Genomic DNA, 23174 nt, shown 5'->3' with positions numbered 1-23174 from the left:
GGTGTCGGGAGATGCCTTCTGGAGGCATTCCTTGTCGGTCGAGCTGAACCACACGATCATCCACGCCCGTGACAACCGGGAGTCCGCCGAGTTCCTCACGGACCTTCTGGGCCTTGAAATCACCTCGGAATGGGGCCCGTTCATCGCGGTGGCCCTGAGCAACGGAGTCACCCTGGACTTCGCCACCATCCCCGCCAAGGACATCGCGCTGCAGCACTACGCCTTCCTCGTCTCCGAGGAGGAGTTCGACGCGGCGTACGAGAAGATCTCGACGCGCGGGATCGAGCACTGGGCGGATCCGCACCAGAAGCAGCCGGGCGAGTTCAACACCCATGACGGCGGCCGCGGGGTCTACTTCCTGGACCCGGCGGGCCACGCCATGGAACTGATCACCGTCCCGTACGGCGGCTTCCCGGGATCATGACGGGCAGCTCTTCGCCTTGTCCCCCCGGTACGTCCGGTACAGCGGCAGCTTCTCCTTGTCGTCGGACCGGGCGACCGGCGGGAACTCGATGATCGGGACGGGCTTGCAGACGGCCCACTGGTTGTTCTCACCCGGCCCTGTGAACCCGTAGGTGCCGCCCGCCCCGACCAGACAGCCGGTGCACGCCTCGCCGTTGATGGTCGAGATGGTGAGCGTGCTGTACACATCCTTGGTGGAGGGCAGCAGGGCCGGGTCGGGCGTCTCCTTGCCGCCTTCGTTGATCTCGCTGTACGTACGGTCGACGGCGGAGGCGAGGAGAGCGAACCCGTCGTGGTACATGGCCGCGTACCCGTCCGCCAAGGGCTTGGCCCCCAGCTCGTGTTCGCCGGCGATCTTCTTGAAGCGCGCGAGGAAGGGGGAGAAACCCGAGGGCGCTTCGCCGGAGGCCTTCGTCCAGGCGGGGTCGTAGGCCGAGGCGTCGACGATCGTGGCGTTGGCCCTGCGCAGGCTCCGTTCGATGTCGTCGGAGGTGAGCGTCGGCTCCAGGCCGATGCCGACCTTGAGGATCCGCAGCTTGGCGCCGCCGCGGTCGCAACCGCCCTCATGGGCAAGGCGGTTGATGAAGGCGGGCAGATCCTGGTCGCGTCCCGCGAAGAAGACGGTGTCCGCCTCGTCGCGGCAGATCCTCGCGACGGCGTCGGCGAAGCGCCGCGGGATGCCCTGGTCGTCGCCCGACGAACCGATGTAGTGGGAGTTGTGGTTCTTCAGGTCGTAGGTCTTGCCGAAGTGCCGGTCGAAGATCTCACGCAGGTTCTGGGAGTACACGTCGCCCTCGCGGCTGTCCCAGAGCAGCAGGCCCCTCTCCTTCTGCGGATAGCGGTCGACGTAGCGGGACAGGGCCTTGGCGAACTCTTCGTTGTTGGGCGACGTCTTGAAGAAGTACCGGGAGTTCATGGAGGCGGCGGTGATCACCGGGCCGACCGTGGGGATGCCGCGCCTGGTGAGCTCGGCCACCGCCTCGCGGGTGTCCGTCGTACTGCTCGGGATGCCGGTCACCCCCACCAGCGGGGCCCGCTTGTCCCGCGTCAGCTCGGCGAGACGCTCCACGACGGGCTTCCACTCGCTGAGGTCCTTGCCGTCGGGGGCGAGGAGCAGCTGGTAGTGCGGCCCGCTGGCGCTGTTCGCCTCCAACTGCGCCGCGTGGGCCCCCGCGAGGGCACGCCGGATCATGTCGCCGGTCATCGCGCTGGACGCGTCCGACGTGAAGGGCATCATCAGGGCGATGCGTACGTACGGAGTGCGGGCCCTGCCGTCCGACGGGTTCTCCCAGTCCTGCTCGACCCGGGCGTTCTCCTCCGCCACCGCCTTGATGAGGCTCTCGGTCTTCTCGTCCGCGTCGAAGGCCCGGTCGGTGACCCCGACGCACTCCCCGGCGATCTCCTCCAGGTCGTCACCGCACGGACCGGGGCGCGAGTTGTTCCAGGTGACGGCGCCGATGACGAGGGCGATCACCACCACCGCGGCCACGAGCCATTCGAGGGGGCCCCACTCCTTGGGCGGGTGGTTGAACATCATGACCCCTCACTGCCGGGGACGGGCAGTTCCTGCCGCTTGCGGGCGGCCACCGGCCAGTCGCGGGCGGCCCTGCCAAGGGCTGCGTACCAGGTGTTGTGGCGCCGGGAGAGGAATCCCAGTTCGTCGCCCACCGCCTGGCACAGGGTTTCGGCATCCGGGTCGATCGCCGCGTCGGCGTACGGCTCGGACAGATACCACAGGGCATGCAGGAGCCGGTTGATACAGCGGCCCGCCTCGTCGAGGTGGGTGTAGCGCGCGGCGTGCTCCCCGAGCGCGATCTCCACCCGGTCGTCGCTCCAACCACCGTGGACGGCCCGGGAGTCCACGTCCGACGCGGTGCCTCCCGACGGAGGGGTCGGGGCGGTGGCGCAGTGCCGCAGGCACTTCAACCAGTGCTCGACCTTCTGCACCGCCTCCTCCGCACCGAACTCGTCGGCCAGCATCGCCACCACCTCTGCCGCGTTCCCGGCGGCGAGGTTGTGCCGCAACGCGTCCGCTTCCTCCTGGGCGGAGCCCTGCTCGTGGCGCAACCGCAGGAGGCGGTGGATCTCGTGCCAGCTGTGCGGATCGTCGGGGGGCGGCGATGTGCGGCGTGCCTCGTGGACGAGGAGCGACTGGAGCAGCCGGCTCTCGACCAACCGCGCGTCGACGGGGACGGACTGCTGCCACTGCCGCTCCACCAGGTACTGTGCCGCCGCGTTGGCGGGCAGCTGCTCGGGCCCCTCAAGACCCAGGGTCTTGGCGAGTGACTCCGCGGTCGCGTTGTCCCGCGCCAGGCACAGCACGAGGAGCCGGTCACGCTGGCGCCGGTCCGGCAGCAGATCCTCCAGAAGCACCTGGGTGACCGGGCGCCCCTGCGCGGTGTGCAGGTCGAGCAGGTCCCTGGGGGCCACCGTGCTGTCCTGCCGCGCCGCGTGGACCACGGCGTCGCACAGCACGGTGCTGGCCGCCGGGTGCCCGCCGGTCAGCGAGTGCAGCGCCGTTGCCAGATGCGGGTGGAGCAGCCGCGCGGACGCCCGGTCGAGCATCGACAGGACGTCGTCCCTGCCCAGCGGCGTGAGCGGCACGACGAGCAGTCCGGCGGACGGATCGTGTCCCGTGCGCTGCCAGATGGCGGCGGCCTTCTTGGGCCGCGCGCCGCCCACGGCGGACAGCAGGTCGGCCAGTTCACGACGCACCGCCTGCGGCGCCTCCTCCTGCGGCACGTCCCCGAGCCGGGTGGCGACGACGGTGATCCGTTCGCGGTGCGGCCGCCGCGCGGTGGCGCGGTGTTCGAGGAGCAGGTCCAGGAAGCGCTGCCCCCCGGGGGCGTGCGCCTCGTCGAGGAGGATCAGTGGCCAGGGCTCACGGTTCAGCTGCCGCACCAGGCCGTAGGCGGCGGCCACCTCGTCAAGGAAGGCGGCCATGAGGGTGTTCTCGACGGCGTGCTGGTAGTCGCCGCCCCGGTGGAAGCGGCGGCCGAGCTCCAGCAGGGCATCAGGTTTCCCGGTGGCGTGGTCCGGCGTGGTGTGCCGCCGCCCGTACCAGTTCCGGGCCGGTGCGAGGCCCCGCAGGGACTGCAGTTCACGCAGGATCGCCGCGGTGACCGGCTGCGAGCCGTCGTCGTCCTGCGCCGCGACACCCGCGGCGGCCGCGCCCGCCGCCTCGGCGACGGAGGCTTCGACCCGCTCCGACCACTGCCGCGCCACATCCCGCTCGCCCCCGGCGATCAGGCCGCAGGCGATCAGGAGCCGGGCATGCCGGGCACACACGGCGTCCCGCCCGTCCGCGTCGCCGGCGGACCAGCCGGAGACCGCGAACAGGCCAGGCAGCAGTACGGGGAACAGGCCGAGCCCGGGTGCGAGCGCGCACACGATCCGCTCGAGGATCTGCACGAAGTCGGCGGCCGGCGCGGCGGGCACACCCCCGGACCGCGCGGGGACGGCGAGTACGACGGCGGACGCCCCCGGCACCACGACCCGCACATGAGCCAGCGGGATCCTCTTGTGGTAGTTCCGCGCGAGCGCGTCCAGGACGGCGCTGCGACCGAGTCCGTGCTGCCCGGTGAGCAGGACGACGGGCACGTCGTCGCCGAAATCCCTTTTCCTGCGCGCCCGTTCGTCGTAGGCCAGGCCGGTGAGCGACGGTATGAGCGAGCCCACCAGAGGGTCGCGACCGTACAGCAGTGGCGTTTGCGGCTTGCCCATCCGACGACATCCTGCTTCCGCTGGGGGCCTTCGGCCGCGACCGGGGCGAGTCGCAGCGCTCCCCCGGGCATCAGCCGCTGACTACTGCTCCAACTCCCTTTTGAACAGTGGAACTTACCCCCTTTTCCTCAGGGCTGTGGGTAGATCTCGAGGGCGACCCGGCCGGGGAGGTCCGCCGCCGCATGGACCTCTCCGGGGTAGGCGAGCCTGACCCGTCGCAGCCCGGACAGACCGGCCAGATGAGAGAGATCGATCTCGGTGCCCTGGGTGACATGGATCTCGACGAGTCCCAGCAGCCTCCGGGCGATGCGCCGCAGCGACACCGGTGCACCCGGCCTGGCGTACACATAGAGATGGGTGACCTGCGAGACCTGCGCCTTCGGGTCGAAGAGCAGGGTGCTCAGCTGCTCGGGGGAGAGGGTCAGCGTGCGCAGCGCGGGCAGTCCGGCGAGCAGGGCCCCCCACCCGTCCGGCAGCAGTCGGTGGCCCGCCTCGTGCAGGCGCAGTTCCTCCAGTTCCTGGAAGTTCCCGATCTCCGAGAGATCGACCGTGCCCATCGGCAGCGCGAGGACCCGCAGACCCCCGAGGCGGGACAGATCGGCGAGCCCGCGCCAGGGAACCTGCAGCCCCAGGTGCAGGGCGCGCAGGCGTGGGCACTGCGCCAGCTTCGCCAGTGGCTCGAACTGCGGGAGGTCCTCGAGGACGAGGGTGTGCAGCCGGGGCAGCCGGGTCAGCGGCGCGGGCTCCCTGAGGTTGCGGCAGCCCTGCAGGGTGAGGCTCTCCAGCGCAGGGAAGTCCCCGAGCAGACCGAGATCATCCAGCTGGAGCGCGCCGCGCAGCCGGAGCTCGCGCAGGCGCCGCGGATCCAGCGCCGCACGTACGGCCTCCGGGGCGAAGTCACCGTGGATGCCGACGCGTTCGCATCCCGGCAGGTCCGCGAGCGCGTCGAGCTCGGCACGCGAACGCACGATGACGGGCTGCGACGGGTCCGCGGTGAGGAGCGGCCGGATGATGTCGTCGGCGTAGACACCGGTGTCGAACCGGTCCCAGTGGCCGAGGAGTTGGGCCCGCACCACGGGCTGCCGGGTGTCGAGGAACTCCTTCAGGCGCGGGATGGCTGCGTCACCGCCGATCTGGCAGATCGCGTGGACGGTCGCAAGCTCCTCGTCGCCGTCCAGGTCCCGCGCCCTGGGCAGCAGGCCGAGCAGCAGCGGCCCCGTGCGCGCGAGGACCCTGGCCTGGCGCAGGCTGCGCGGCGGGACCATGCGCGCCGCCTCGGCCTCGATGGCCAGCCGCACGGCGGGGTCGAGACGGGTGGCCTGCTCCAGCGACGCGAGGGCGAGCAGTCGCAGTCTGGCCTGGACCGTGGCGTCCTTCTCGAGGTTGCCGCGGTCACTGAGCCGCATGAGCAGATCGGCGCGTCCCTTGTGATCGCTCTGCGCGACGGCCATCTGCACCACGTCCTCCCACTGGTCGGCGTGTGCGTTCTTCACCAGGATGCCGAAGTCCCGCTCTTCGAGCACCGCCTTGGCCCCGAGATAATCCTGAAAGGTGCGGTGGATGAAGTCCACGGCTCCCGAGGCGGGTTCACGGAGCACTCCGGTCCGTTCGATGAGGTACTGCAGGGCGTCCTCGGGTTCGCCCATGTTCTGCAGGCTCGGTACCTGGGGCTGGAGCCTGCGGACGAGCTCCACGGCGTCCGTACGCTCGATCTGGGTGCGTTCGTTGCGGATCAGCCAGTACGCGAGGCGCTTGAGGGGTTCGGCGGCGGCCTCCTCGCTGAGCTTGAGGCCGCGCAGTCCGCGCTCCACGTCGCGCCGTTCGAGCAGCATGGACAGGGCCGCCTTGTAGAGGGCGGCCCGGCCCGCGGGCAGATAGCCGTTGCGCTCCCTGTGCAGGGCGCAGATCAGCGTGCACATCAGCGGGTTGGTGGCGAGCCTGCTCAACTCCGGCCGCACGCGCAGGGATTGGATCAGCGCGTCGTCCTCCCCCTCGCGCGCCGCGGCCGCCCTGTGCCACCGCTGGATGAAGCGCCGCAGGTCGTCGGGGCGCAGGGCGTTCAGGGTGAACTCGTGGAAGCCCTCGCGCTCCAGCCAGCCGGGGGCGAGCGCGGAGGGGCGGGTGGTGGCGAGCCACAGGTTGCCGGAGAAGGCGGCGAGGAGACCGCGCAGCCAGTCCCGGGTGCGGGTGCGGTCGGCCTTGGGAATCTCGTCGAGGCCGTCGATGAGCAGGACACCGCGGCCGTTCTGCAGCAGGCGCGCCGTCCAGCCCGCGGGTTCGGTGCCCGCCAGCGGGCAGCCCATCCGGCGCAGGAAGTCGTCGGGCAGCGGCAGTTCGGTGCCCTCGCGGACCAGGGTGCGCAGCGGCAGGACCAGGGGAACGCGCCCCAGGAGCTGCGGCAGATGTCCCGGCACCGTCTCCTGCTGGGCGGTGGTCAGGGCCAGCCACTGGACGAGTGTCGTCTTGCCCGTACCGGCGAGCCCGTGCAGCAGTACGCGCCGGTGACCGACGAGGACGGTCTCGACGCTCTCCTCGAGTTCCGCCGCCCTTCCCTCACGGGCCACGTCGGGTTCGTCGTCCACGGCGGCCGTCGCGACGGCCCGCAGGCTCAGATAGGCGCTCTCCAGGGGCCATTCCTTGCCGCGGGGGTCGCGCAGATCGACTCCGTAGAGGGTGAGGCTGCCGTGGCGCTTGACGACGTAGCGCGCGTAGTCCTCCTCGAAGCGGGCGTCCGCCGCCGTCCAGTCGTCGCCCGAGACGCGGCGCAGGATGACCTCCAACCGGTCGCGCTGGCGCCGCAGTTCGTGGAACTCCTCGAGTTGGGCCCGGGCCGCGAATCCGGGCCGCTGGGTGAAGAACCGCACGAGGTGCACGCAGGCCGTGCGCAGGAGTACGTCGTGGAAGAGCGCCGCGTCGCGGGTGAGCAGCCTGCGCGTGTCGGGCCCGGCCTTGCGGGACAGTTCCTTGGCCAGTTCCTCGGGCCCGAGCACGAAGACCTGCACGTCGTCCATGTCGAGCTCGCCGAGGGCGAAAAGGGTACGGGTCAGGGCCTGCCCGACGGCGTCGTGCTCGTCGTCCGCGATCGGCCGCTCGTGCGGCCCGGCGGCCCGTACCGCCCGGCGCACCAGCTCCCGGGCGAGCCGGTGCATGTCGTCCTTGCTGAGCGCGGGGTGGTCGCCCGCGAAGGACAGCAACCCCTTGATCCGTACGGGCCGTTCGGTGTACTCGGCTCCCGGTGCCTTGGGCGGCGGCAGCAGCAACCGCTTCAGCAACGGCACCACGACCGAGGAGGCGACCTTGATGCCCACTGCTCCAGCGTCCACTGCAACCCCCGTCGCCGCCGCGCGTTCCCTGGCACACAAAGCGTAGGGCCCGCACCCCCCGGCAAGGGAAGTGCGGGCCCAACTGCCCTGGGGCGAGACCTACTTGCGGATCAGCGAACGCAGCACGTACTGCAGGATGCCGCCGTTGCGGTAGTAGTCCGCCTCGCCGGGGGTGTCGATGCGGACCACCGCGTCGAACTCCACCCCGGTGTCGGTGGTGACCTTGACCGTCCGAGGCGTGGAGCCGTCGTTCAGCTCGGTGAGGCCCGCGATGGAGAAGGTCTCCTCGCCGGTCAGGCCGAGGGAGTCGGCGGACTGGCCCTCCGGGAACTGCAGCGGGACGACGCCCATGCCGATGAGGTTCGAGCGGTGGATGCGCTCGTACGACTCGGTGATGACGGCCTTCACGCCGAGCAGGCTGGTGCCCTTGGCGGCCCAGTCGCGCGACGATCCTGAGCCGTACTCCTTGCCGCCCAGGATGACCAGCGGGATGCCCGCGGCCTGGTAGTTCTGCGAGGCGTCGTAGATGAACGAGACCGGGGCGTCGGCCTGCGTGAAGTCACGCGTGAAGCCGCCCTCGGTGCCCGGCGCGATCTGGTTGCGCAGGCGGATGTTGGCGAACGTGCCGCGGATCATGATCTCGTGGTTTCCGCGACGGGAACCGTACGAGTTGAAGTCGCGGCGCTCGACGCCGTGCTCCGACAGGTACTTGCCGGCCGGGGTGTCGGCCTTGATCGCACCGGCCGGGGAGATGTGGTCGGTGGTGACCGAGTCGCCCAGCTTGGCGAGCACGCGGGCGCCGGAGATGTCCTGGACCGGGGCCGGCTCCATGCCCATGCCCTCGAAGTACGGGGGCTTGCGGACGTAGGTCGACTCGCCGTCCCACTCGAAGGTGTTGCCGGTCGGGATCGAGAGCGCCTGCCACTGGGCGTCGCCAGCGAAGACGTCCTGGTAGGACTTGTTGAACATGTCCTCGCCGATGGAGTTGGCGACGACGTCGTTCACCTCGGCCTCGGAGGGCCAGATGTCCTTCAGGTAGACGGGCTTGCCGTCCTGGTCGACGCCGAGGGCGTCCTTGGTGATGTCGACCTTCATCGAACCGGCGATGGCGTACGCGACGACCAGCGGCGGGGACGCCAGGTAGTTCATCTTGACGTCGGGGTTGATGCGGCCCTCGAAGTTACGGTTGCCGGAAAGCACCGAAGTCACGGCCAGGTCGTGGTCGTTGACGGCCTTCGAGACCTCCTCGGGCAGCGGGCCCGAGTTGCCGATGCAGGTGGTGCAGCCGTAGCCGACGAGGTTGAAGCCGACCTTGTCCAGGTAGGGGGTCAGGCCCGACTTGTCGAAGTAGTCGGTGACGACCTTCGAGCCCGGGGCGAGGGTCGTCTTGACCCACGGCTTGCGGGTCAGGCCCTTCTCGACGGCCTTCTTCGCGACGAGCGCGGCGGCGACCATCACGTACGGGTTCGAGGTGTTGGTGCAGGAGGTGATCGCGGCGACCGTGACGGCGCCGTGGTCGATCTCGTACGTCGAGCCGTCGGGGGCGGTGACGGTGACCGGCTTCGACGGGGCGCCGTTGGGGTGGTTCGCCGGGGCGTCGGAGGCCGGGAAGGACTCCTTGCCCGCCTCGTCGTCGTCCGCGACGTAGTTGCGCACGTCGACCGCGAACTGCTGGGCGGCGTTGGCGAGGACGATGCGGTCCTGCGGACGCTTCGGACCGGCGATGGAGGGCACGACCGTCGACAGGTCGAGCTCCAGCTTCTCCGAGAAGTCGGGCTCGGCGGCCGGGTCGAGCCAGAGGCCCTGCTCCTTGGCGTACGCCTCGACGAGCGCGACCTGCTGCTCGTCACGGCCGGTCAGGCGCAGGTACTTCAGCGTCTCGTCGTCGATCGGGAAGATCGCGGCGGTGGAGCCGAACTCCGGCGACATGTTGCCGATGGTGGCGCGGTTGGCGAGGCTCGTGGCCGCCACACCCTCGCCGTAGAACTCGACGAACTTGCCGACGACGCCGTGCTTGCGCAGCATCTCGGTGATCGTGAGGACGAGGTCGGTGGCGGTGGTGCCGGCCGGCAGCTCGCCGGTCAGCTTGAAGCCGACGACGCGCGGGATGAGCATGGAGACCGGCTGGCCGAGCATCGCGGCCTCGGCCTCGATGCCGCCGACGCCCCAGCCCAGGACGCCAAGGCCGTTGACCATCGTGGTGTGCGAGTCGGTGCCGACCAGGGTGTCGGGGTAGGCCTGGCCGTTGCGGACCATGACCGTACGGGCCAGCTTCTCGATGTTGACCTGGTGGACGATGCCGGTGCCCGGGGGGACGACCTTGAACTCGTCGAAGGCGGTCTGGCCCCAGCGCAGGAACTGGTAGCGCTCCTTGTTGCGGCCGTACTCCAGCTCGACGTTCTGGCCGAAGGCGTCGGCGGTGCCGAACTTGTCGGCGATCACGGAGTGGTCGATGACCAGCTCGGCCGGGGCCAGCGGGTTGATCTTCGCCGGGTCGCCGCCGAGCTCCTTCACGGCCTCACGCATGGTGGCGAGGTCCACGACGCAGGGCACGCCGGTGAAGTCCTGCATGATCACGCGGGCCGGCGTGAACTGGATCTCCTGCGACGGCTGCGCCTGGGAGTCCCAGTTGCCGAGCGCGCGGATGTGGTCGGCGGTGATGTTCGCGCCGTCCTCGGTGCGGAGCAGGTTCTCCAGGAGAACCTTCAGGCTGTAGGGAAGGCGTGCGGAGCCCTCGACCTTGTCCAGCTTGAAGATCTCGTACGACTCGTCGCCCACGCGCAGCGCGCTGCGGGCGTCGAAGCTGTTCGCCGACACGACAGTCTCCTTCATATATGTGCGCGTTCCGTCACATCCTGCCGCCACGACTCCTCGTCGATCCGCTAAGGTAAGGCTTAGTTAGGTAACCCTTACCGAGTGGCGGCTTCTGGTGCGCCTCGGCAGATATCTCGATGTCGAGATAACTCTAGTACATCACCCTGCGCCGCGACGAGGCGCGGGGTCTCAGACCTGCCGGGACAAGCACCCGGCCGGGCACTTCGGCCCGCCCTCCTTCTTCGGCCCGCCCTCCTTCGATCAGGTCGACGAGCAGGGACACGGCCGTGCGTGCCGTGCGTTCCGGGTCGAGGGTCACCGTCGTGACGGGCGGCTCGGTCTGCGCGTACCCCGGATCCTCGCTCGCGCACACGAGCAGCAGATCGTCCGGGACCCGCAGGCCGTGCCGGGCCGCCGCGGCGAGGAGCTGGCGGCCGCCGGGGTCGTAGACGGCATGGACGGCGTCGATCCGTCCGAGCACCTCGTCGAAGGCATGACCTTCATCGTCGTACTCATCGAAGGGGACCACCAGCGGGGGCAGTGAGCGCCGCGCGCACCATGCCTCGTACGTCTCGGTCACCACGCGCGCGTAGTGCTCACCGCCGCTGCCGGACTGCAGGGCGACACGGCGGGCGCCGGCCGCGGTGAGGTGGTCGAGGACCTCGTGGGTGGTGGCCACGTGGTCGTTGTCGACCCAGCGGTCGGTGGGGTGCGGGTCGCCGGGGGCGCCGTCGAAGACGAGCGGGATGCCGCGGGCGCGCAGGGCGCGGACCATGGGGTCGCCCGGGGTGCTGTCCATCACGAGCATGCCGTCCACGGCGATGCCGTGCCAGGTGTCCTCCGTGACGCGGTCCGCCGGGAGGGTGGTGAGGGCGTAGCCGCGGGCGTGGGCCGCGGTGGTCGCCGCCGCGACGGCTCGGGAGAAGTAGGCGACTTCGGTGTAGTTCCAGGCTTTGCGGTACGTGGTGACGGCCACGCCGATGGTTCGCGTGCGGGGCGTCGCGGCTGCGCTGTAGCCGAGGGCCGTGGCGGTCTGGCGTACCCGGCGGCGGGTGGACTCGCTCAGGCGGCCCGTGCCGTTCAGGGCGTGCGAGACCGTCGCAGTCGACACCTCGGCTGCGCGGGCTATGTCGGCGAGGGTGGGCCTTTGCACGCCGGGGATCCTACGGAATCCGTCGGCGGGGGTGGGTTCTGGTTAACGCGTTACTCGTCGAGTCTCTGTTCCGCCGCTTCGCGGCGGATGTCTCCCTCCCACCCATCCGATCACCCAGGAGTGCCCCATGCCGACTGCGCATCCCTCTCCCCTCTCCCGCCGCGGCCTCCTCGCCTCCGCCGGAGCCGCCGGGCTGCTCGCCGCCGTGGGTGCGCCCCCCGCGGCCGCCGCACCGCGCCGCTCCGCCGCGCTCGTCGTGCACAACTCCCGTGTCTTCAGCGGCACCCGGGGGCACGCCCGCGCGCAGGCCGTCGCCGTCGGGCGGGACGGGCGGATCCTCGCGGTGGGCACGGACAACGCGCTCAAGCGGTTCATCGGGCGGGACACCCAGGTGGTGGACGGGCGTGGCGGCACCCTCATGAGCGGGATCCACGACGGGCACGCGCACCCGACGGGCGCCGCCGACCGCTCCCTGAAGCCCTCGCTCGCCGGGGCCGAGCAGACCGTCGATGAGCTGCAGAAGACCCTCACCGGGTTCCTGAAGGACTCCGCCGACCAGGAGCCGGACGGGTGGCTCGTGGTGGAGGACTGGAACCCGGTGGGTCTGCTTCCGCACGGCACCGCGCCGCACCACTCGATGCTCGACGCCCTGCCGACCCGCCGGCCCATCGCCCTGGTCGGCGGCGACGGGCACAACATCTGGGCCAACCAGCGGGCCCTCGACATCGCGGGGATCACCGCCGCCACCCCCGAGCCGCCCGGCGGAAAGATCGTCAAGGACAAGGACGGCAAGCCCAGCGGCGTGCTCAAGGACGACGCGCAGCCGCTGGTGACCCGGCGCATCCCCGCGCCGGACCGCGAGCAGCTCATCGCCGCCGCGAAGAAGACCTTCGCCGAGGCCGCCGCGTCCGGGATCACCACCTTCATGGAAGCGGTCGTCGGCGAGCACGAGTTGAGCCTCTACCAGGCGCTCTCCGAGCGCGGCGCGTTGCCGCAGCGCATCGTCCCGGCACTGCGGATCGACTCGGACCTGGCCAAGGACCCGGCGGCCGCCCTGGCGTTCGCCCGCAAGCTGCGGGACGACTTCGGCGGCGTACGCGGACTGCGGTTCGGCACGGTCAAGGTGTTCCTCGACGGGGTCATCGAGTACCCGGCGCAGACGGCCGCGATGCTGGAGCCCTATACGGACAAGGACGGGAAGCCGACCGGCAACCGCGGTGAGCTGTATGTGTCCGGCGCCGATTACGGCCGGCTGACCGCCGCCTTCAACAAGGACGGCTGGCAGATGCACGCGCACGCCATCGGCGACCGCGCCGTGCGCACGTCCCTCGACGGATACGCGTACGCCCTGCGCAAGACGGGGATCCGTGACGTCCGCAACACCACCGCCCACCTCCAGGTCGTCGACCCCGCCGACCTGGCCCGCTTCGCCCGGCTCGGCGTCATCCCCTGCCTGCAGCTGCAGTGGGCATCGCCGAGCACCTGGACCATGGAGGCGCTCCTGCCCTACATCGGTGCCGAGCGCCACCGTTGGCAGTATCCGGCGCGCAGCCTGGAGCGGGCCGGGGCGCGGCTCGCCGGCGGCTCGGACTGGCCGGTCGATCCGCTCCAGGTGTGGAACCAGGTGCGGACGGCGGTCGACCGGTACGGAATGGAAGGCGAGGGCGATGGGGACCTCTACCGCGAGGAGGAAGGCATCAGCCGTGCCTCGTCCCTGCTGATGCACACGCTCGGCACCGCGCGCCAGCTCCGCATGGACCACCTCACCGGAACCGTCGAGCAGGGCAAGTCGGCCGATCTGATGCTGCTCGACCGGGATGTGACGCGGTGTCCGGTGGCCGATATCAGCTCCGCCGAGGTGCGCCTGACGTTGACCGGGGGCACAGTGGTGCACGATGCCGAATCGTCGGCCGGGCGCGCTGCCGCCGCCCGGGTGCCGCGGGCGGCGGCGGGTCCGAGGCCTGACGCGCAGGCCGCGGTGCACGGCGGGCGGCACGGTTCGTGCGGCTGCGGCTGACGCGCGTGCCGGAAAGCCGTAGCACAAAGGCGTAGGACAGGGCCATACGGGGACGACGTACGAAGGGCGTACGAGAAGGGGAACTTCCGTACCCAATCGGCCGTTTCCCGTATGGCCTACCCCAACGCGTACGCCATCTCATATCTGAGATAGCCTGCCCGCATGGCAGACGATTACCTCGTACGCATCGGCAAGCTCATCCGTGACGCCCGGCAGCACCGGGGCTGGACACAGTCGCAGCTCGCCGAGGCGCTCAGCACAAGTCAGAGCGCCGTGAACCGCATCGAGCGCGGCAACCAGAACATCAGCCTTGAGATGATCGCCCGAATCAGCGAGGCGCTCGACAGCGAGATCGTGTCGCTCGGTTACGCGGGGCCGATGCACCTGCGTGTGGTCGGCGGGCGCCGGCTCTCCGGCTCCATCGACGTCAAGACGAGCAAGAACGCCTGCGTGGCGCTGCTCTGCGCGTCGCTCCTCAACAAGGGCCGCACGGTCCTTCGCCGGGTCGCCCGCATCGAGGAGGTCTACCGTCTCCTCGAAGTCCTCAACTCCATCGGCGTACGCACCCGCTGGATCAACGACGGCGTCGACCTGGAGATCGTGCCGCCCGCGCAGCTCGACATGGAGGCGATCGACGCCGAGGCCGCGATCCGGACCCGCTCGATCATCATGTTCCTGGGTCCGCTCCTTCACCGCATGGACCACTTCCAGCTGCCGTACGCGGGCGGTTGCGACCTCGGCACCCGCACGATCGAGCCGCACATGATCGCGCTGCGCCGCTTCGGGCTCGACATCGCGGCGACCGAAGGGCTCTACCACGCGCAGGTCGCGCGCGACGTCACCCCCGACCGCCCGATCGTGCTGACCGAGCGCGGCGACACCGTGACCGAGAACGCGCTGCTCGCCGCGGCACGCAGCGCGGGCACGACCGTCATCCGCAACGCCTCGTCGAACTACATGGTCCAGGACCTGTGCTTCTTCCTGGAGGCGCTCGGCGTGCAGGTCGAGGGCATCGGCAGCACGACACTCACCGTGCACGGCGTGCCGAACATCGACGTGGACGTCGACTACTCCCCCTCCGAGGACCCGGTCGAGGCGATGAGCCTGCTCGCCGCCGCGGTCGTCACGGAGTCCGAACTGACCGTCAACCGCGTCCCGATCGAGTTCCTGGAGATCGAGCTCGCGGTCCTGGAGGAGATGGGGCTCGACCACGACCGCACGGCGGAGTACTTCGCCGACAACGGCCGTACGCGCCTGATCGACCTCACGGTCCGCCCCTCCAAGCTGGAGGCGCCGATCGACAAGATCCACCCGATGCCGTTCCCCGGCCTCAACATCGACAACGTCCCCTTCTTCGCGGCCATCGCGGCGGCGGCGCAGGGCAAGACGCTGATCCACGACTGGGTCTACGACAACCGCGCGATCTATCTGACGGACCTCAACCGCCTCGGCGGGCGCCTCCAACTCCTCGACCCGCACCGCGTGTTGGTGGAGGGCCCGACCCGCTGGCGCGCCGCCGAGATGATGTGCCCGCCTGCGCTGCGGCCCGCCGTGGTCGTGCTGCTCGCGATGATGGCGGCCGAGGGCACGTCCGTCCTGCGCAATGTGTACGTGATCAATCGTGGGTACGAGGAGCTGGCCGAGCGGCTCAACTCCGTGGGCGCCCAGATCGAGACGTTCCGGGACATCTAGGAGCAAGGCCTGCTGATCGTTTCCCCCGACGAGTGGGCAACGATCAGCGGCCGTGCCTGGAGTCGGGCGTGGGCGCGGTGTTGGGGTGGGCGCATGGCATATCGCACCACCGTCCCCGGCATCCGCGCCCTCGCGCTGTGCGGCGCGCTCGTTCTCTTCGCGGCGGGTTGCGGCGAAGAGTCGACGAAGGCCGACAAGCCGCCCTCGCGCGACGGCAACCCCGTCTCCACCCCGTCGGCGGGCAGCCCGCCGCCCGCCGACGGCAAGGGCTCCAAGGACCCGGACGACATCAACGGGGACGGTCACCGCGACCTGCTCATACCGGTGCGGACCGACGCGAAGGACGAACACCCGCGGATGGGGGTGGTGTTCGGCTCGGCCAAGGGCCTTGACCCGTCCAGGAACACTGTCTACGACGACTACTTCGCGGGCACCGTCACCACCGCCGATCTGGACGGCGACGGCTACCCCGACTTCATCTCCGGCAGCGACTCCGCGGAGCAGCGGCCGCCGACCGTGGACTGGGGCGGCCCGAGCGGCCCCAAGACCGACGCGGAACCGACCGAGCTGCAGGCGCCGGGCGGCGCGGGTCTTTCGGAACCGGTGCGGGGCGACTTCGACGGGGACGGGCACCACGACATCGCGGCGTTGCAGCAGAACGGTTCCGTGACCCTGCTGTACGGCCCGTTCGCCCGCACCGGAGCCCCGGCCCGCACCGATACGCGGCCCGGCCGGGGAGGCTGGCTCGCCGCGGACGACATCGCCGTGTCGGGCAAGCCGCGCGCGACCGGTCTGCTCGTCCACGAGGGAGACGACGGCGAGCAGACCGGCGGTCTCCTCTACCCGGCGCGCACCGGAAGCGGCCTCTCCCGCACCTCCGTCGAGCTGCGCGACGGCAACGCGGTGGCGTTCGGCGACTACGACGGTGACGGCGCCCGCGATCTGGCCATCGGCGACAACGGAAGCCGCAACAACGAGCCGGACACGGGAGAGGAGCCGAAGGTGATCGCCTCGCTCGCCATCTACCCCGGCAAGGGCGGCGCCCCGATCACACACAAGATCCCGAAAAGCACCAACTCCTCTTATGGGCCCGGCAATTACACCTCCGCCGACCCGGACGGCGACGGCACGGACAGTCTCCTTGTCGCCACGGACAAGGGCGCGCTGCTGATCGAGGGCTCGAAGCGTACGGAGGTGCTGCGGCAGGCGCCCGCCCGGGTGGCGGGCAAGAAGACCCCGGCGCGGTGGCGGCACGCGCGCCCGTACGCCGCCGCCGACTTCGACGCCGACGGCAAGGAGGAGCTGATCCTGAACTGGGGCACGGGTGTGCTCTTCGGTCTGTACGGCGAGCAGCCGACGCACTGGTGGATCACGGACGGCACATCGTCTCGGGACAAGGCCGCGTTCACGACGACGTCGTTCGCGCCGTCGAACTGAGCGTCAGTCGAGGACCGCGATGCCGTCCAGCTCCACCCTGCACTCCTCGTCCCAGAGGCGTACGGCGCCGATGACCGCCATGGCGGGGTAGTCGCGGCCCGCGAGCCTGCGCCAGATGTGGCCCAACTCGGCTGCCTGGGCGCGGTAGTCGGCGACGTCCGTGGCGTAGACGGTGACGCGGGCGAGGTCGGCGGGGGTGCCGCCGGCGTGGCGCAGGGCCGTGAGGAGATTGGTGAGGGCCCGCTCGAACTGCTCGGGGAGGGTGGCGCCGACGATCTTGCCGTCGGCGTCGAGGGCGGTCTGCCCCGCGAGGAAGACAATCCGGCCGCCGGTGGCGGTGACGGCGTGGGAGAAGCCGGTGGGCGGGGAGAGCTCGGCGGGGTTGAGACGACGGAGGGGCATCTTCGGGCTCCTTTGGGTTGCGGCTGCCTGCCGGGCAATCGGGTGGGTGGGCGGGATCGGGGAAAGTCACCCGTCTGCAGCCGCACCCGCGTACAAGTCCTTCGCGATGATCCCCCGCTGCACCTCACTCGCCCCCTCATAAATCCGCGGCGCCCGCACCTCCCTGTACAGATGTTCCAGCAGATGCCCGCGCCGCAACGCGCACGCGCCATGCAACTGAACCGCCGCGTCCACCACGAACTGCGCCGTCTCCGTGGCCAGCAGCTTCGCCATCGCCGCGCGGCGAGCCACGTCCGGCTCGCCCCGGTCGTACGCCGCCGCGGCCGCGTACACCATCAGCCGAGCCGCCTCCGTACGCGTCGCCATCTCGGCTACCTGGTGCGACACCGCCTGCAGATCGCTCAGCTTGCCGCCGAACGCGTCCCGCCCGGCCGTATGCGCAAGGGTCGCGTCCAGCGCGGCGTCGGCCATGCCGACCGCGAACGCGCCCACGCTGGGGCGGAAGCGGTTCAGCGTCGTCATGGCGACGCGGAAGCCGCGGTCCGGCTCGCCCAGGAGGTCGTCAGTCGTCACGCGTACGCCGTCGAAGGCCAGGGCGCCGATCGGGTGCGGGGAGAGCATGTCGAGGGGGGTGCCCGAAAGGCCCGCCCGGTCGGCGGGGACCAGGAATGCCGTGACGCCGCGCGCGCCCGCGTCCTGGGTCGTACGGGCGAAGACGGTGTAGAAGTCGGCCTCGGGGGCGTTCGAGATCCAGCACTTCTCCCCCGTAAGACGCCAGGACGACGCCCCGTCCGGCGACGCCCGCAGTGTCAGCGCCGCCGCGTCGGAGCCCGCGCCGGGCTCCGAGAGCGCGAAGGCCGCCACCGCCCGCCCGGCGCGGGCAGGCGTGAGCCACTGCTCCCGCTGGGCCGCCGACCCGTACTCCGCCACCGGATGCGCGCCGAGCCCCTGTAGGGCAAGCGCCGTCTCCGCCTCCGTGCAGCCGTGGGCGAGCGACTCGCGGAGGAGACAGAGACCCAGGGCGCCGCCGCCCGCGGGTCCGTCGCCCGCACCGAACAGACGGTCCAGCAGGCCCAGTTCGCCGAGCGCCGCCACCAGCGGGCGGTTCACCCGGCCCGGCTCGCCCTTCTCCGCCAGGGGCCGCAATCGCTCCGCGGCCAGCGCACGCAGCTCCGTACGCCAGGCGATTTGTTGTGGATTGAGCGAGAATGCCGTCATGCCGGGCCCCTCCTCTATCGCGAACCGTTGACTGTCGTCACCATCACGATACGCTCGTTGTGCGAGCTCACCACAAGCCCGAACGGCAACCCGAACGGCAAGGGGGCGACCCGCTGTGGACGCCAAGAGTGCACCCCGACTCCACCCATCGGCTCACATCGACACCTTCGCCCGCGACCATCTCCCGCCGCCGGCGCAGTGGCCCGCGTTCGTCCACGACCGGCCGGAACTGCACTACCCCCGGCGTCTCAACTGCGGCGCCGAGCTTCTGGACCGTACGGTGGAACGGCTCGGGGCAGGGCGCACCGCGTTCCGTTCGGGGTCCGGCGAGGTCTGGACGTACGGCGAGCTGCAGCGGCACGTCGACCGGATCGCGCACGTCCTGACGGCCGAGCTCGATGTGCTGCCGGGCCACCGCGTCCTGCTGCGCGGGCCCACCACGCCCTGGCTCGCGGCCTGTTGGCTCGCCGTGATGAAGGCGGGCGCGGTCGCGGTGACGGTCCTGGCCCAGCAGCGCTCGCAGGAGCTGGCCACGATGTGCGAGATCGCCGAGGTCAGCCACGCGCTGTGCGATGTCCGCGTGGTCGACGACCTGGTCAAGGCCGGGATTCCGGGGCTGAGCGTCACCACCTTCGGGGGCGAGGGCAGCGACGATCTGCTGGCCCGCGCCGGCCGGCAGCCCGATGTGTACGAGCCCGTGGACACCTCCGCCGACGACGTCGCGCTCATCGCCTTCACCTCCGGTACCACCGGGCGCCCCAAGGGGTGCATGCACTTCCACCGTGATGTGCTCGCCATCGCCGACACCTTCGCCCGGCACGTCCTGAAGCCGGGGCCCGACGACGTCTTCGCGGGCAGCCCGCCGCTCGGTTTCACCTTCGGGCTCGGCGGCCTCGTCATCTTCCCGCTGCGGGTCGGTGCCTCGTCGCTGCTGCTCGAACAGGCGGGCCCCAAGCAGTTGTTGCCCGCCGTCGCCGAGCACGGTGTCACCGTGCTCTTCACCGCCCCGACCGCGTACCGCGCCATGCTCGACGAGCTGGGCAAGCCGGACGCGTGCGACATCTCCACGCTGCGCCGGTGCGTCTCCGCCGGGGAGAATCTGCCCGCCGCCACCTGGCAGGCGTGGCACGAGCGCACCGGGCACCGCATCATCAACGGCATCGGTGCCACCGAGCTCCTGCACATCTTCATCTCGGCCGCGGACGAGGAGATCAGGCCCGGCACCACGGGTCGGCCCGTGCCCGGCTGGCACGCGCGCGTGGTCGACGATTCGGGGGCCCCGGTGCCGGACGGCGAGCCGGGCCTTCTCGCCGTGCGCGGACCCGTCGGCTGCCGCTATCTGGGCGACGAGCGGCAGTTGCAGTACGTACGTCATGGCTGGAACGTCACCGGCGACACGTACGTCCGCGACGCCGACGGCTACTTCAGGTACGTCGCCCGCGCGGACGACATGATCATCTCCGCCGGGTACAACATCGCGGGCCCCGAGGTCGAAGAGGCGCTCCTGCGGCACCCTGACGTCCAGGAGACGGCGGTGGTGGGGCGGCCCGACGAGCTGCGGGGCCAGATCGTCGTCGCGTACGTCGTGGCCCGCGCGGGCACGGCCCGCGACCCCGAACGGCTGCGCGAATTCGTGAAGAGCGAGCTGGTGCCGTACAAGTGCCCGCGCGAGATCGTCTTCCTGGACGCGCTGCCCCGTACGGCGACGGGCAAACTCCAGCGGTTCCGGCTGCGGGAGTCCGGGCACGTAGAGTGATCACGTGTCCGAGCAGCACACTCCCCGGTCCCTGATCGTCACCTTCTACGGCGCCTACGGGCGCGCGGCCCCCGGCCCGGTGCCCGTCGCCGAGCTGGTCAGGCTGCTCGCCCCCGTCGGCGTGGACGCCCCGTCCGTGCGCTCGTCCGTGTCCCGGCTCAAGCGGCGCGGCCTTCTCGTGCCCGCCCGGACGGCGGCGGGCGCCGCGGGGTACGCCCTCTCGCCCGACGCACGGCAGCTCCTGGACGACGGCGACCGCCGTATCTACGCCACTCCCCCGGCCGCGCGGCAGGGCGGCGGCTGGGTGCTCGCCGTCTTCTCCGTACCGGAGTCGGAACGCCAGAAGCGGCACGTGCTGCGCTCCCGCCTTGCCGGACTCGGCTTCGGGACGGCCGCTCCGGGGGTGTGGATCGCCCCGGCGCATCTCTACGAAGAGACCCGGCACACCCTGGAGCGCCTCCAACTCGCCGTGTACGTCGACCTGTTCCGCGGCGAGCACCTGGGCTTCGCGGCGACGTCCGAAGCGGTGGGCCGGTGGTGGGACCTGGCGGCGATCGCCAAGCAGCACGAGGCGTTCCTCGACCGGCACGAGCCGGTGCTCCGCTCCTGGCAGAACCGCACGGACACTCCCCCGGACACGGCCTACCGCGACTATCTCCTCGCCCTGGACTCCTGGCGCCGGCTGCCGTACGCCGACCCGGGCCTGCCGCCCGAGCTGCTGCCGGACGGGTGGCCGGGCGAGCGGTCCGCGGAGGTGTTCGCGGCGCTCGACGAGCGGCTGCGGGAGCCGGGCGCCCGGTTCGCGGCGCTCTCCCCATCAACTCCCCAGCGTTAGGCGGGGCTTGGGCCCGTCCGTACGCCCGGTCTGCGGGCGGCGGCTGCCCGCCCGGTAGGGCAGCGGCCAGCTGACGCCCGGCCCCGAGTAGCCCTGCTCGGCCGCCGCGTGCAGCGTCCAGTGCGGGTCGTAAAGGTGCGGGCGTGCCAGCGCGCACAGGTCCGTACGGCCCGCCAGGATCAGGGAGTTGACGTCGTCCCAGGAGGAGATGGCGCCGACGGTGACGACCGGGATGCCGGTTTCGTTGCGGATGCGGTCGGCGAACGGGGTCTGGTAGGAGCGGCCGTACGCGGGGCGCTCGTCGGAGACGACCTGGCCCGTGGAGACGTCGATGGCGTCGGCTCCGTGCGCGGCGAAGGCGCGGGCGATCTCGACCGCGTCGTCCGCCGTGGTACCGCCGTCGGCCCAGTCGGTGGCGGAGATGCGGACGGTCATCGGCTTGTCGCCCGGCCACAACTCCCGTACCGCGTCGAAGACTTCGAGAGGGAAGCGCAGCCGGTTCGTGAGCGGGCCGCCGTACGCGTCGGTGCGCCGGTTGGTGAGCGGCGAGAGGAAGCCGGACAGCAGATAGCCGTGCGCGCAGTGCAGTTCGAGCAGGTCGAAGCCGCACCGCTCCGCTCGCCGCACCGCGGACACGAACTGCTCGCGGATCTCGTCGAGTCCGGCGCGGTCCAGCTCGTGCGGGCGCTGGCTGTTCTCCTTGTACGGGAGTGAAGAAGGCGCCACCAGCGGCCAGTTGCCCTCGTCGAGGGGGTCGTCGATGCCTTCCCACATCAGCTTCGTCGAGCCCTTGCGGCCCGAGTGGCCCAGCTGGACGCCGATCGCGGTGTCCGGCGCCTGCGTGTGCGCGAAGTCGGTGATCCGCCGCCAGGCGTCGGCCTGTTGGTCGGTGTAGAGCCCGGCGCAGCCCGGCGTGATGCGGCCCCGCTCGCTGACGCACACCATCTCGGTCATGACCAGGCCCGCGCCGCCCAGCGCCCGCGCACCGAGGTGGACGAGGTGGAAGTCGCCGGGGACGCCGTCCACGGCGGAGTACATGTCCATCGGCGAGACGACCACGCGGTTGCGCAGGGTCAGGCCGCGCAGCCGGAAGGGCGTGAACATCGGCGGTGTGCCCTCGGGGCAGCCGAACTCGCGCTCGACGGCCGCGGTGAAGTGGGCGTCGCGCAGCCGCAGATTGTCGTGGGTGACGCGGCGGCTGCGGGTGAGCAGGTTGAACGCGAACTGCCGTGGCGGCTGGTCCAGATGGTCGGGGAGCCGCTCGAACCACTCCAGGCTCGCGCGGGCGGCGCGCTGCGTGGACTCGACGACGGGGCGGCGCTCCGTCTCGTACGCGGCGAGGGCCTCGGGGATGCCGGGCTGCTCCTGGAGGCAGGCGGCGAGCGCGAGGGCGTCCTCGACGGCGAGCTTGGTGCCGGAGCCGATGGAGAAGTGGGCGGTGTGGGCCGCGTCGCCGATGAGCACCGTATTGCCGTGCGACCAGCGCTTGTTGACGACCGTACGGAAGGTGGTCCAGGCGGATTTGTTGCCGCGCAAGGACCGGCCGCCGAGCGCGTCGGCGAAGATCTTGGCGCAGCGCTCGGTGGACTCCCGCTCGTCGAGCTCCGCGAACCCGGCGGCCTCCCAGACCTCTTCGCGCATCTCGACGATGACGGTGGAGGCGCCGGGCGCGTAGGGGTAGCCGTGCAGCTGCATCACGCCGTGCTCGGTCTCGGCGATCTCGAAGCGGAAGGCGCCGAAGGCGAAGTCGGCGGCGAGCCAGATGTAGCGGCAGCGGTGCGTCTCGATGCTCGGCGCGAAGACGTCGGCGTACGCGTCGCGGGTGAGGCTGTGCACCCCGTCGGCCGCGATCACCAGGTCGTACGCCGTGGAGAGCTCGGCCGCGGGCGGCGCCTCGGCGCAAAAGCGCAGGTCGACGCCGAGGTCGCGGCACCGCTCGTGCAGGATCTCCAGGAGGCGGCGCCTGCCGAGAGCGGCGAAGCCGTGCCCGCCGGAGGTGTGGCGGCCGCCCCGGTGCACGATGTCGATGTCGTCCCAGCGGACGAACTCGGCCTGCAGCGCGGCGTACACGACGGGGTCCGCGTGCTCGATGCCGCCGAGGGTCTCGTCGGAGAGGACGACTCCGAAGCCGAAGGTGTCGTCGGGGGCGTTGCGCTCCCAGACGGTGATCTCGCGCCGCGGGTCGAGCCGCTTGAGCAGGGCGGCGGCGTAGAGCCCGCCGGGCCCGCCGCCGATGACGGCGATGCGGTGCGCCGCGGGCGGCGTGGGCGGCGTGGGCGGCGTGGGCGCCGCGGGCGGCGTGGGCGGCGTGGGCGGCGTGGGCGCCGCGGGCGGCGTGGGCG

Annotated in this window: 14 protein-coding genes; 6 read left to right on the top strand and 8 right to left on the bottom strand. The window is 71.2% G+C overall.

Annotated elements, in window-relative coordinates:
- Positions 1 to 31 precede the first annotated feature (31 nt).
- A complete protein-coding gene (locus ACFWY6_RS20870; RefSeq protein WP_384692375.1) occupies positions 32 to 424 on the top strand; it encodes a VOC family protein in 393 nt (130 codons plus the stop codon).
- Here the strand turns inward: ACFWY6_RS20870 and ACFWY6_RS20865 are convergent.
- From ACFWY6_RS20865 to ACFWY6_RS20845, 5 genes are all read right to left on the bottom strand, one after another.
- Positions 419 to 1999, bottom strand: coding sequence for an ABC transporter substrate-binding protein (locus tag ACFWY6_RS20865; RefSeq protein ID WP_384692373.1), 1581 nt, complete (start codon positions 1997 to 1999; stop codon positions 419 to 421). The two genes, ACFWY6_RS20870 and ACFWY6_RS20865, sit on opposite strands and share 6 nt — an antisense overlap.
- A complete protein-coding gene (locus tag ACFWY6_RS20860; RefSeq protein ID WP_384692370.1) occupies positions 1996 to 4185 on the bottom strand; it encodes an ATP-binding protein in 2190 nt (729 codons plus the stop codon). The genes ACFWY6_RS20865 and ACFWY6_RS20860 overlap by 4 nt, the downstream gene beginning before the upstream one ends.
- A gap of 128 nt (positions 4186 to 4313) precedes the next feature.
- The gene (locus ACFWY6_RS20855) at positions 4314 to 7508 is read right to left on the bottom strand and encodes an NACHT domain-containing protein (protein WP_384692367.1); all 3195 of its coding nucleotides are present in this window, start codon (positions 7506 to 7508) and stop codon (positions 4314 to 4316) included.
- Between the two features lie 99 nt (positions 7509 to 7607).
- On the bottom strand, positions 7608 to 10325 hold the full coding sequence (gene acnA, locus ACFWY6_RS20850) for an aconitate hydratase AcnA (protein WP_384692364.1): 2718 nt from the start codon (positions 10323 to 10325) through the stop codon (positions 7608 to 7610).
- Between the two features lie 148 nt (positions 10326 to 10473).
- Positions 10474 to 11475 (bottom strand): LacI family DNA-binding transcriptional regulator, encoded by a 1002-nt coding sequence (locus tag ACFWY6_RS20845; RefSeq protein ID WP_384692361.1) that lies wholly within the window; start codon positions 11473 to 11475, stop codon positions 10474 to 10476.
- A gap of 127 nt (positions 11476 to 11602) precedes the next feature.
- On the opposite strand from ACFWY6_RS20845, the gene ACFWY6_RS20840 reads away from it, so the two are divergent.
- The 3 genes from ACFWY6_RS20840 to ACFWY6_RS20830 all read left to right on the top strand — a co-directional run bounded on the left by ACFWY6_RS20840 (position 11603) and on the right by ACFWY6_RS20830 (position 16621).
- On the top strand, positions 11603 to 13492 hold the full coding sequence (locus tag ACFWY6_RS20840; protein ID WP_384692358.1) for an amidohydrolase: 1890 nt from the start codon (positions 11603 to 11605) through the stop codon (positions 13490 to 13492).
- Positions 13493 to 13654: 162 nt separating this feature from the next.
- Positions 13655 to 15184, top strand: a complete 1530-nt coding sequence (locus ACFWY6_RS20835) for a helix-turn-helix domain-containing protein (RefSeq protein WP_384692356.1) — start codon at positions 13655 to 13657, stop codon at positions 15182 to 15184.
- A gap of 93 nt (positions 15185 to 15277) precedes the next feature.
- On the top strand, positions 15278 to 16621 hold the full coding sequence (locus ACFWY6_RS20830) for an FG-GAP repeat domain-containing protein (protein ID WP_384692354.1): 1344 nt from the start codon (positions 15278 to 15280) through the stop codon (positions 16619 to 16621).
- A 3-nt stretch (positions 16622 to 16624) separates the two neighbouring features.
- Here ACFWY6_RS20830 and ACFWY6_RS20825 read toward each other — a convergent pair whose 3' ends face one another.
- Positions 16625 to 17023 (bottom strand): RidA family protein, encoded by a 399-nt coding sequence (locus ACFWY6_RS20825; protein ID WP_384692350.1) that lies wholly within the window; start codon positions 17021 to 17023, stop codon positions 16625 to 16627.
- A 66-nt stretch (positions 17024 to 17089) separates the two neighbouring features.
- The gene (locus ACFWY6_RS20820; protein WP_384692347.1) at positions 17090 to 18241 is read right to left on the bottom strand and encodes an acyl-CoA dehydrogenase family protein; all 1152 of its coding nucleotides are present in this window, start codon (positions 18239 to 18241) and stop codon (positions 17090 to 17092) included.
- A 115-nt stretch (positions 18242 to 18356) separates the two neighbouring features.
- Here ACFWY6_RS20820 and ACFWY6_RS20815 point away from each other — a divergent pair, with 115 nt between their 5' ends.
- Both ACFWY6_RS20815 and ACFWY6_RS20810 read left to right on the top strand, forming a co-directional pair.
- On the top strand, positions 18357 to 19997 hold the full coding sequence (locus ACFWY6_RS20815; RefSeq protein ID WP_384692344.1) for an AMP-binding protein: 1641 nt from the start codon (positions 18357 to 18359) through the stop codon (positions 19995 to 19997).
- Positions 19998 to 20001: 4 nt separating this feature from the next.
- The gene (locus ACFWY6_RS20810) at positions 20002 to 20832 is read left to right on the top strand and encodes a PaaX family transcriptional regulator C-terminal domain-containing protein (protein WP_384692341.1); all 831 of its coding nucleotides are present in this window, start codon (positions 20002 to 20004) and stop codon (positions 20830 to 20832) included.
- Here the strand turns inward: ACFWY6_RS20810 and ACFWY6_RS20805 are convergent.
- Positions 20815 to 23174, bottom strand: a 2360-nt coding sequence (locus ACFWY6_RS20805) for a bifunctional salicylyl-CoA 5-hydroxylase/oxidoreductase (RefSeq protein ID WP_384692339.1), incomplete at its 5' end; no start/stop codon positions are given. The genes ACFWY6_RS20810 and ACFWY6_RS20805 overlap by 18 nt on opposite strands.

Origin of the sequence: Streptomyces sp. NPDC059037, from assembly GCF_042740015.1 — a bacterium.
In the GTDB taxonomy this organism is placed as follows: Bacteria; Actinomycetota; Actinomycetes; order Streptomycetales; family Streptomycetaceae; genus Streptomyces.
This window is presented reverse-complemented; position numbering and strand designations above follow the sequence as displayed.

Bases quoted from the DNA above. Each gene is read 5' to 3' on its own strand.
- ACFWY6_RS20865 (WP_384692373.1), bottom strand. From the start codon at position 1,999: ATGATGTTCAACCACCCGCCCAAGGAGTGGGGCCCCCTCGAATGGCTC.
- ACFWY6_RS20860 (WP_384692370.1), bottom strand. From the start codon at position 4,185: ATGGGCAAGCCGCAAACGCCACTGCTGTACGGTCGCGACCCTCTGGTG.
- ACFWY6_RS20840 (WP_384692358.1), top strand. From the start codon at position 11,603: ATGCCGACTGCGCATCCCTCTCCCCTCTCCCGCCGCGGCCTCCTCGCC.
- ACFWY6_RS20835 (WP_384692356.1), top strand. From the start codon at position 13,655: ATGGCAGACGATTACCTCGTACGCATCGGCAAGCTCATCCGTGACGCC.
- ACFWY6_RS20830 (WP_384692354.1), top strand. From the start codon at position 15,278: ATGGCATATCGCACCACCGTCCCCGGCATCCGCGCCCTCGCGCTGTGC.
- ACFWY6_RS20825 (WP_384692350.1), bottom strand. From the start codon at position 17,023: ATGCCCCTCCGTCGTCTCAACCCCGCCGAGCTCTCCCCGCCCACCGGC.
- ACFWY6_RS20820 (WP_384692347.1), bottom strand. From the start codon at position 18,241: ATGACGGCATTCTCGCTCAATCCACAACAAATCGCCTGGCGTACGGAG.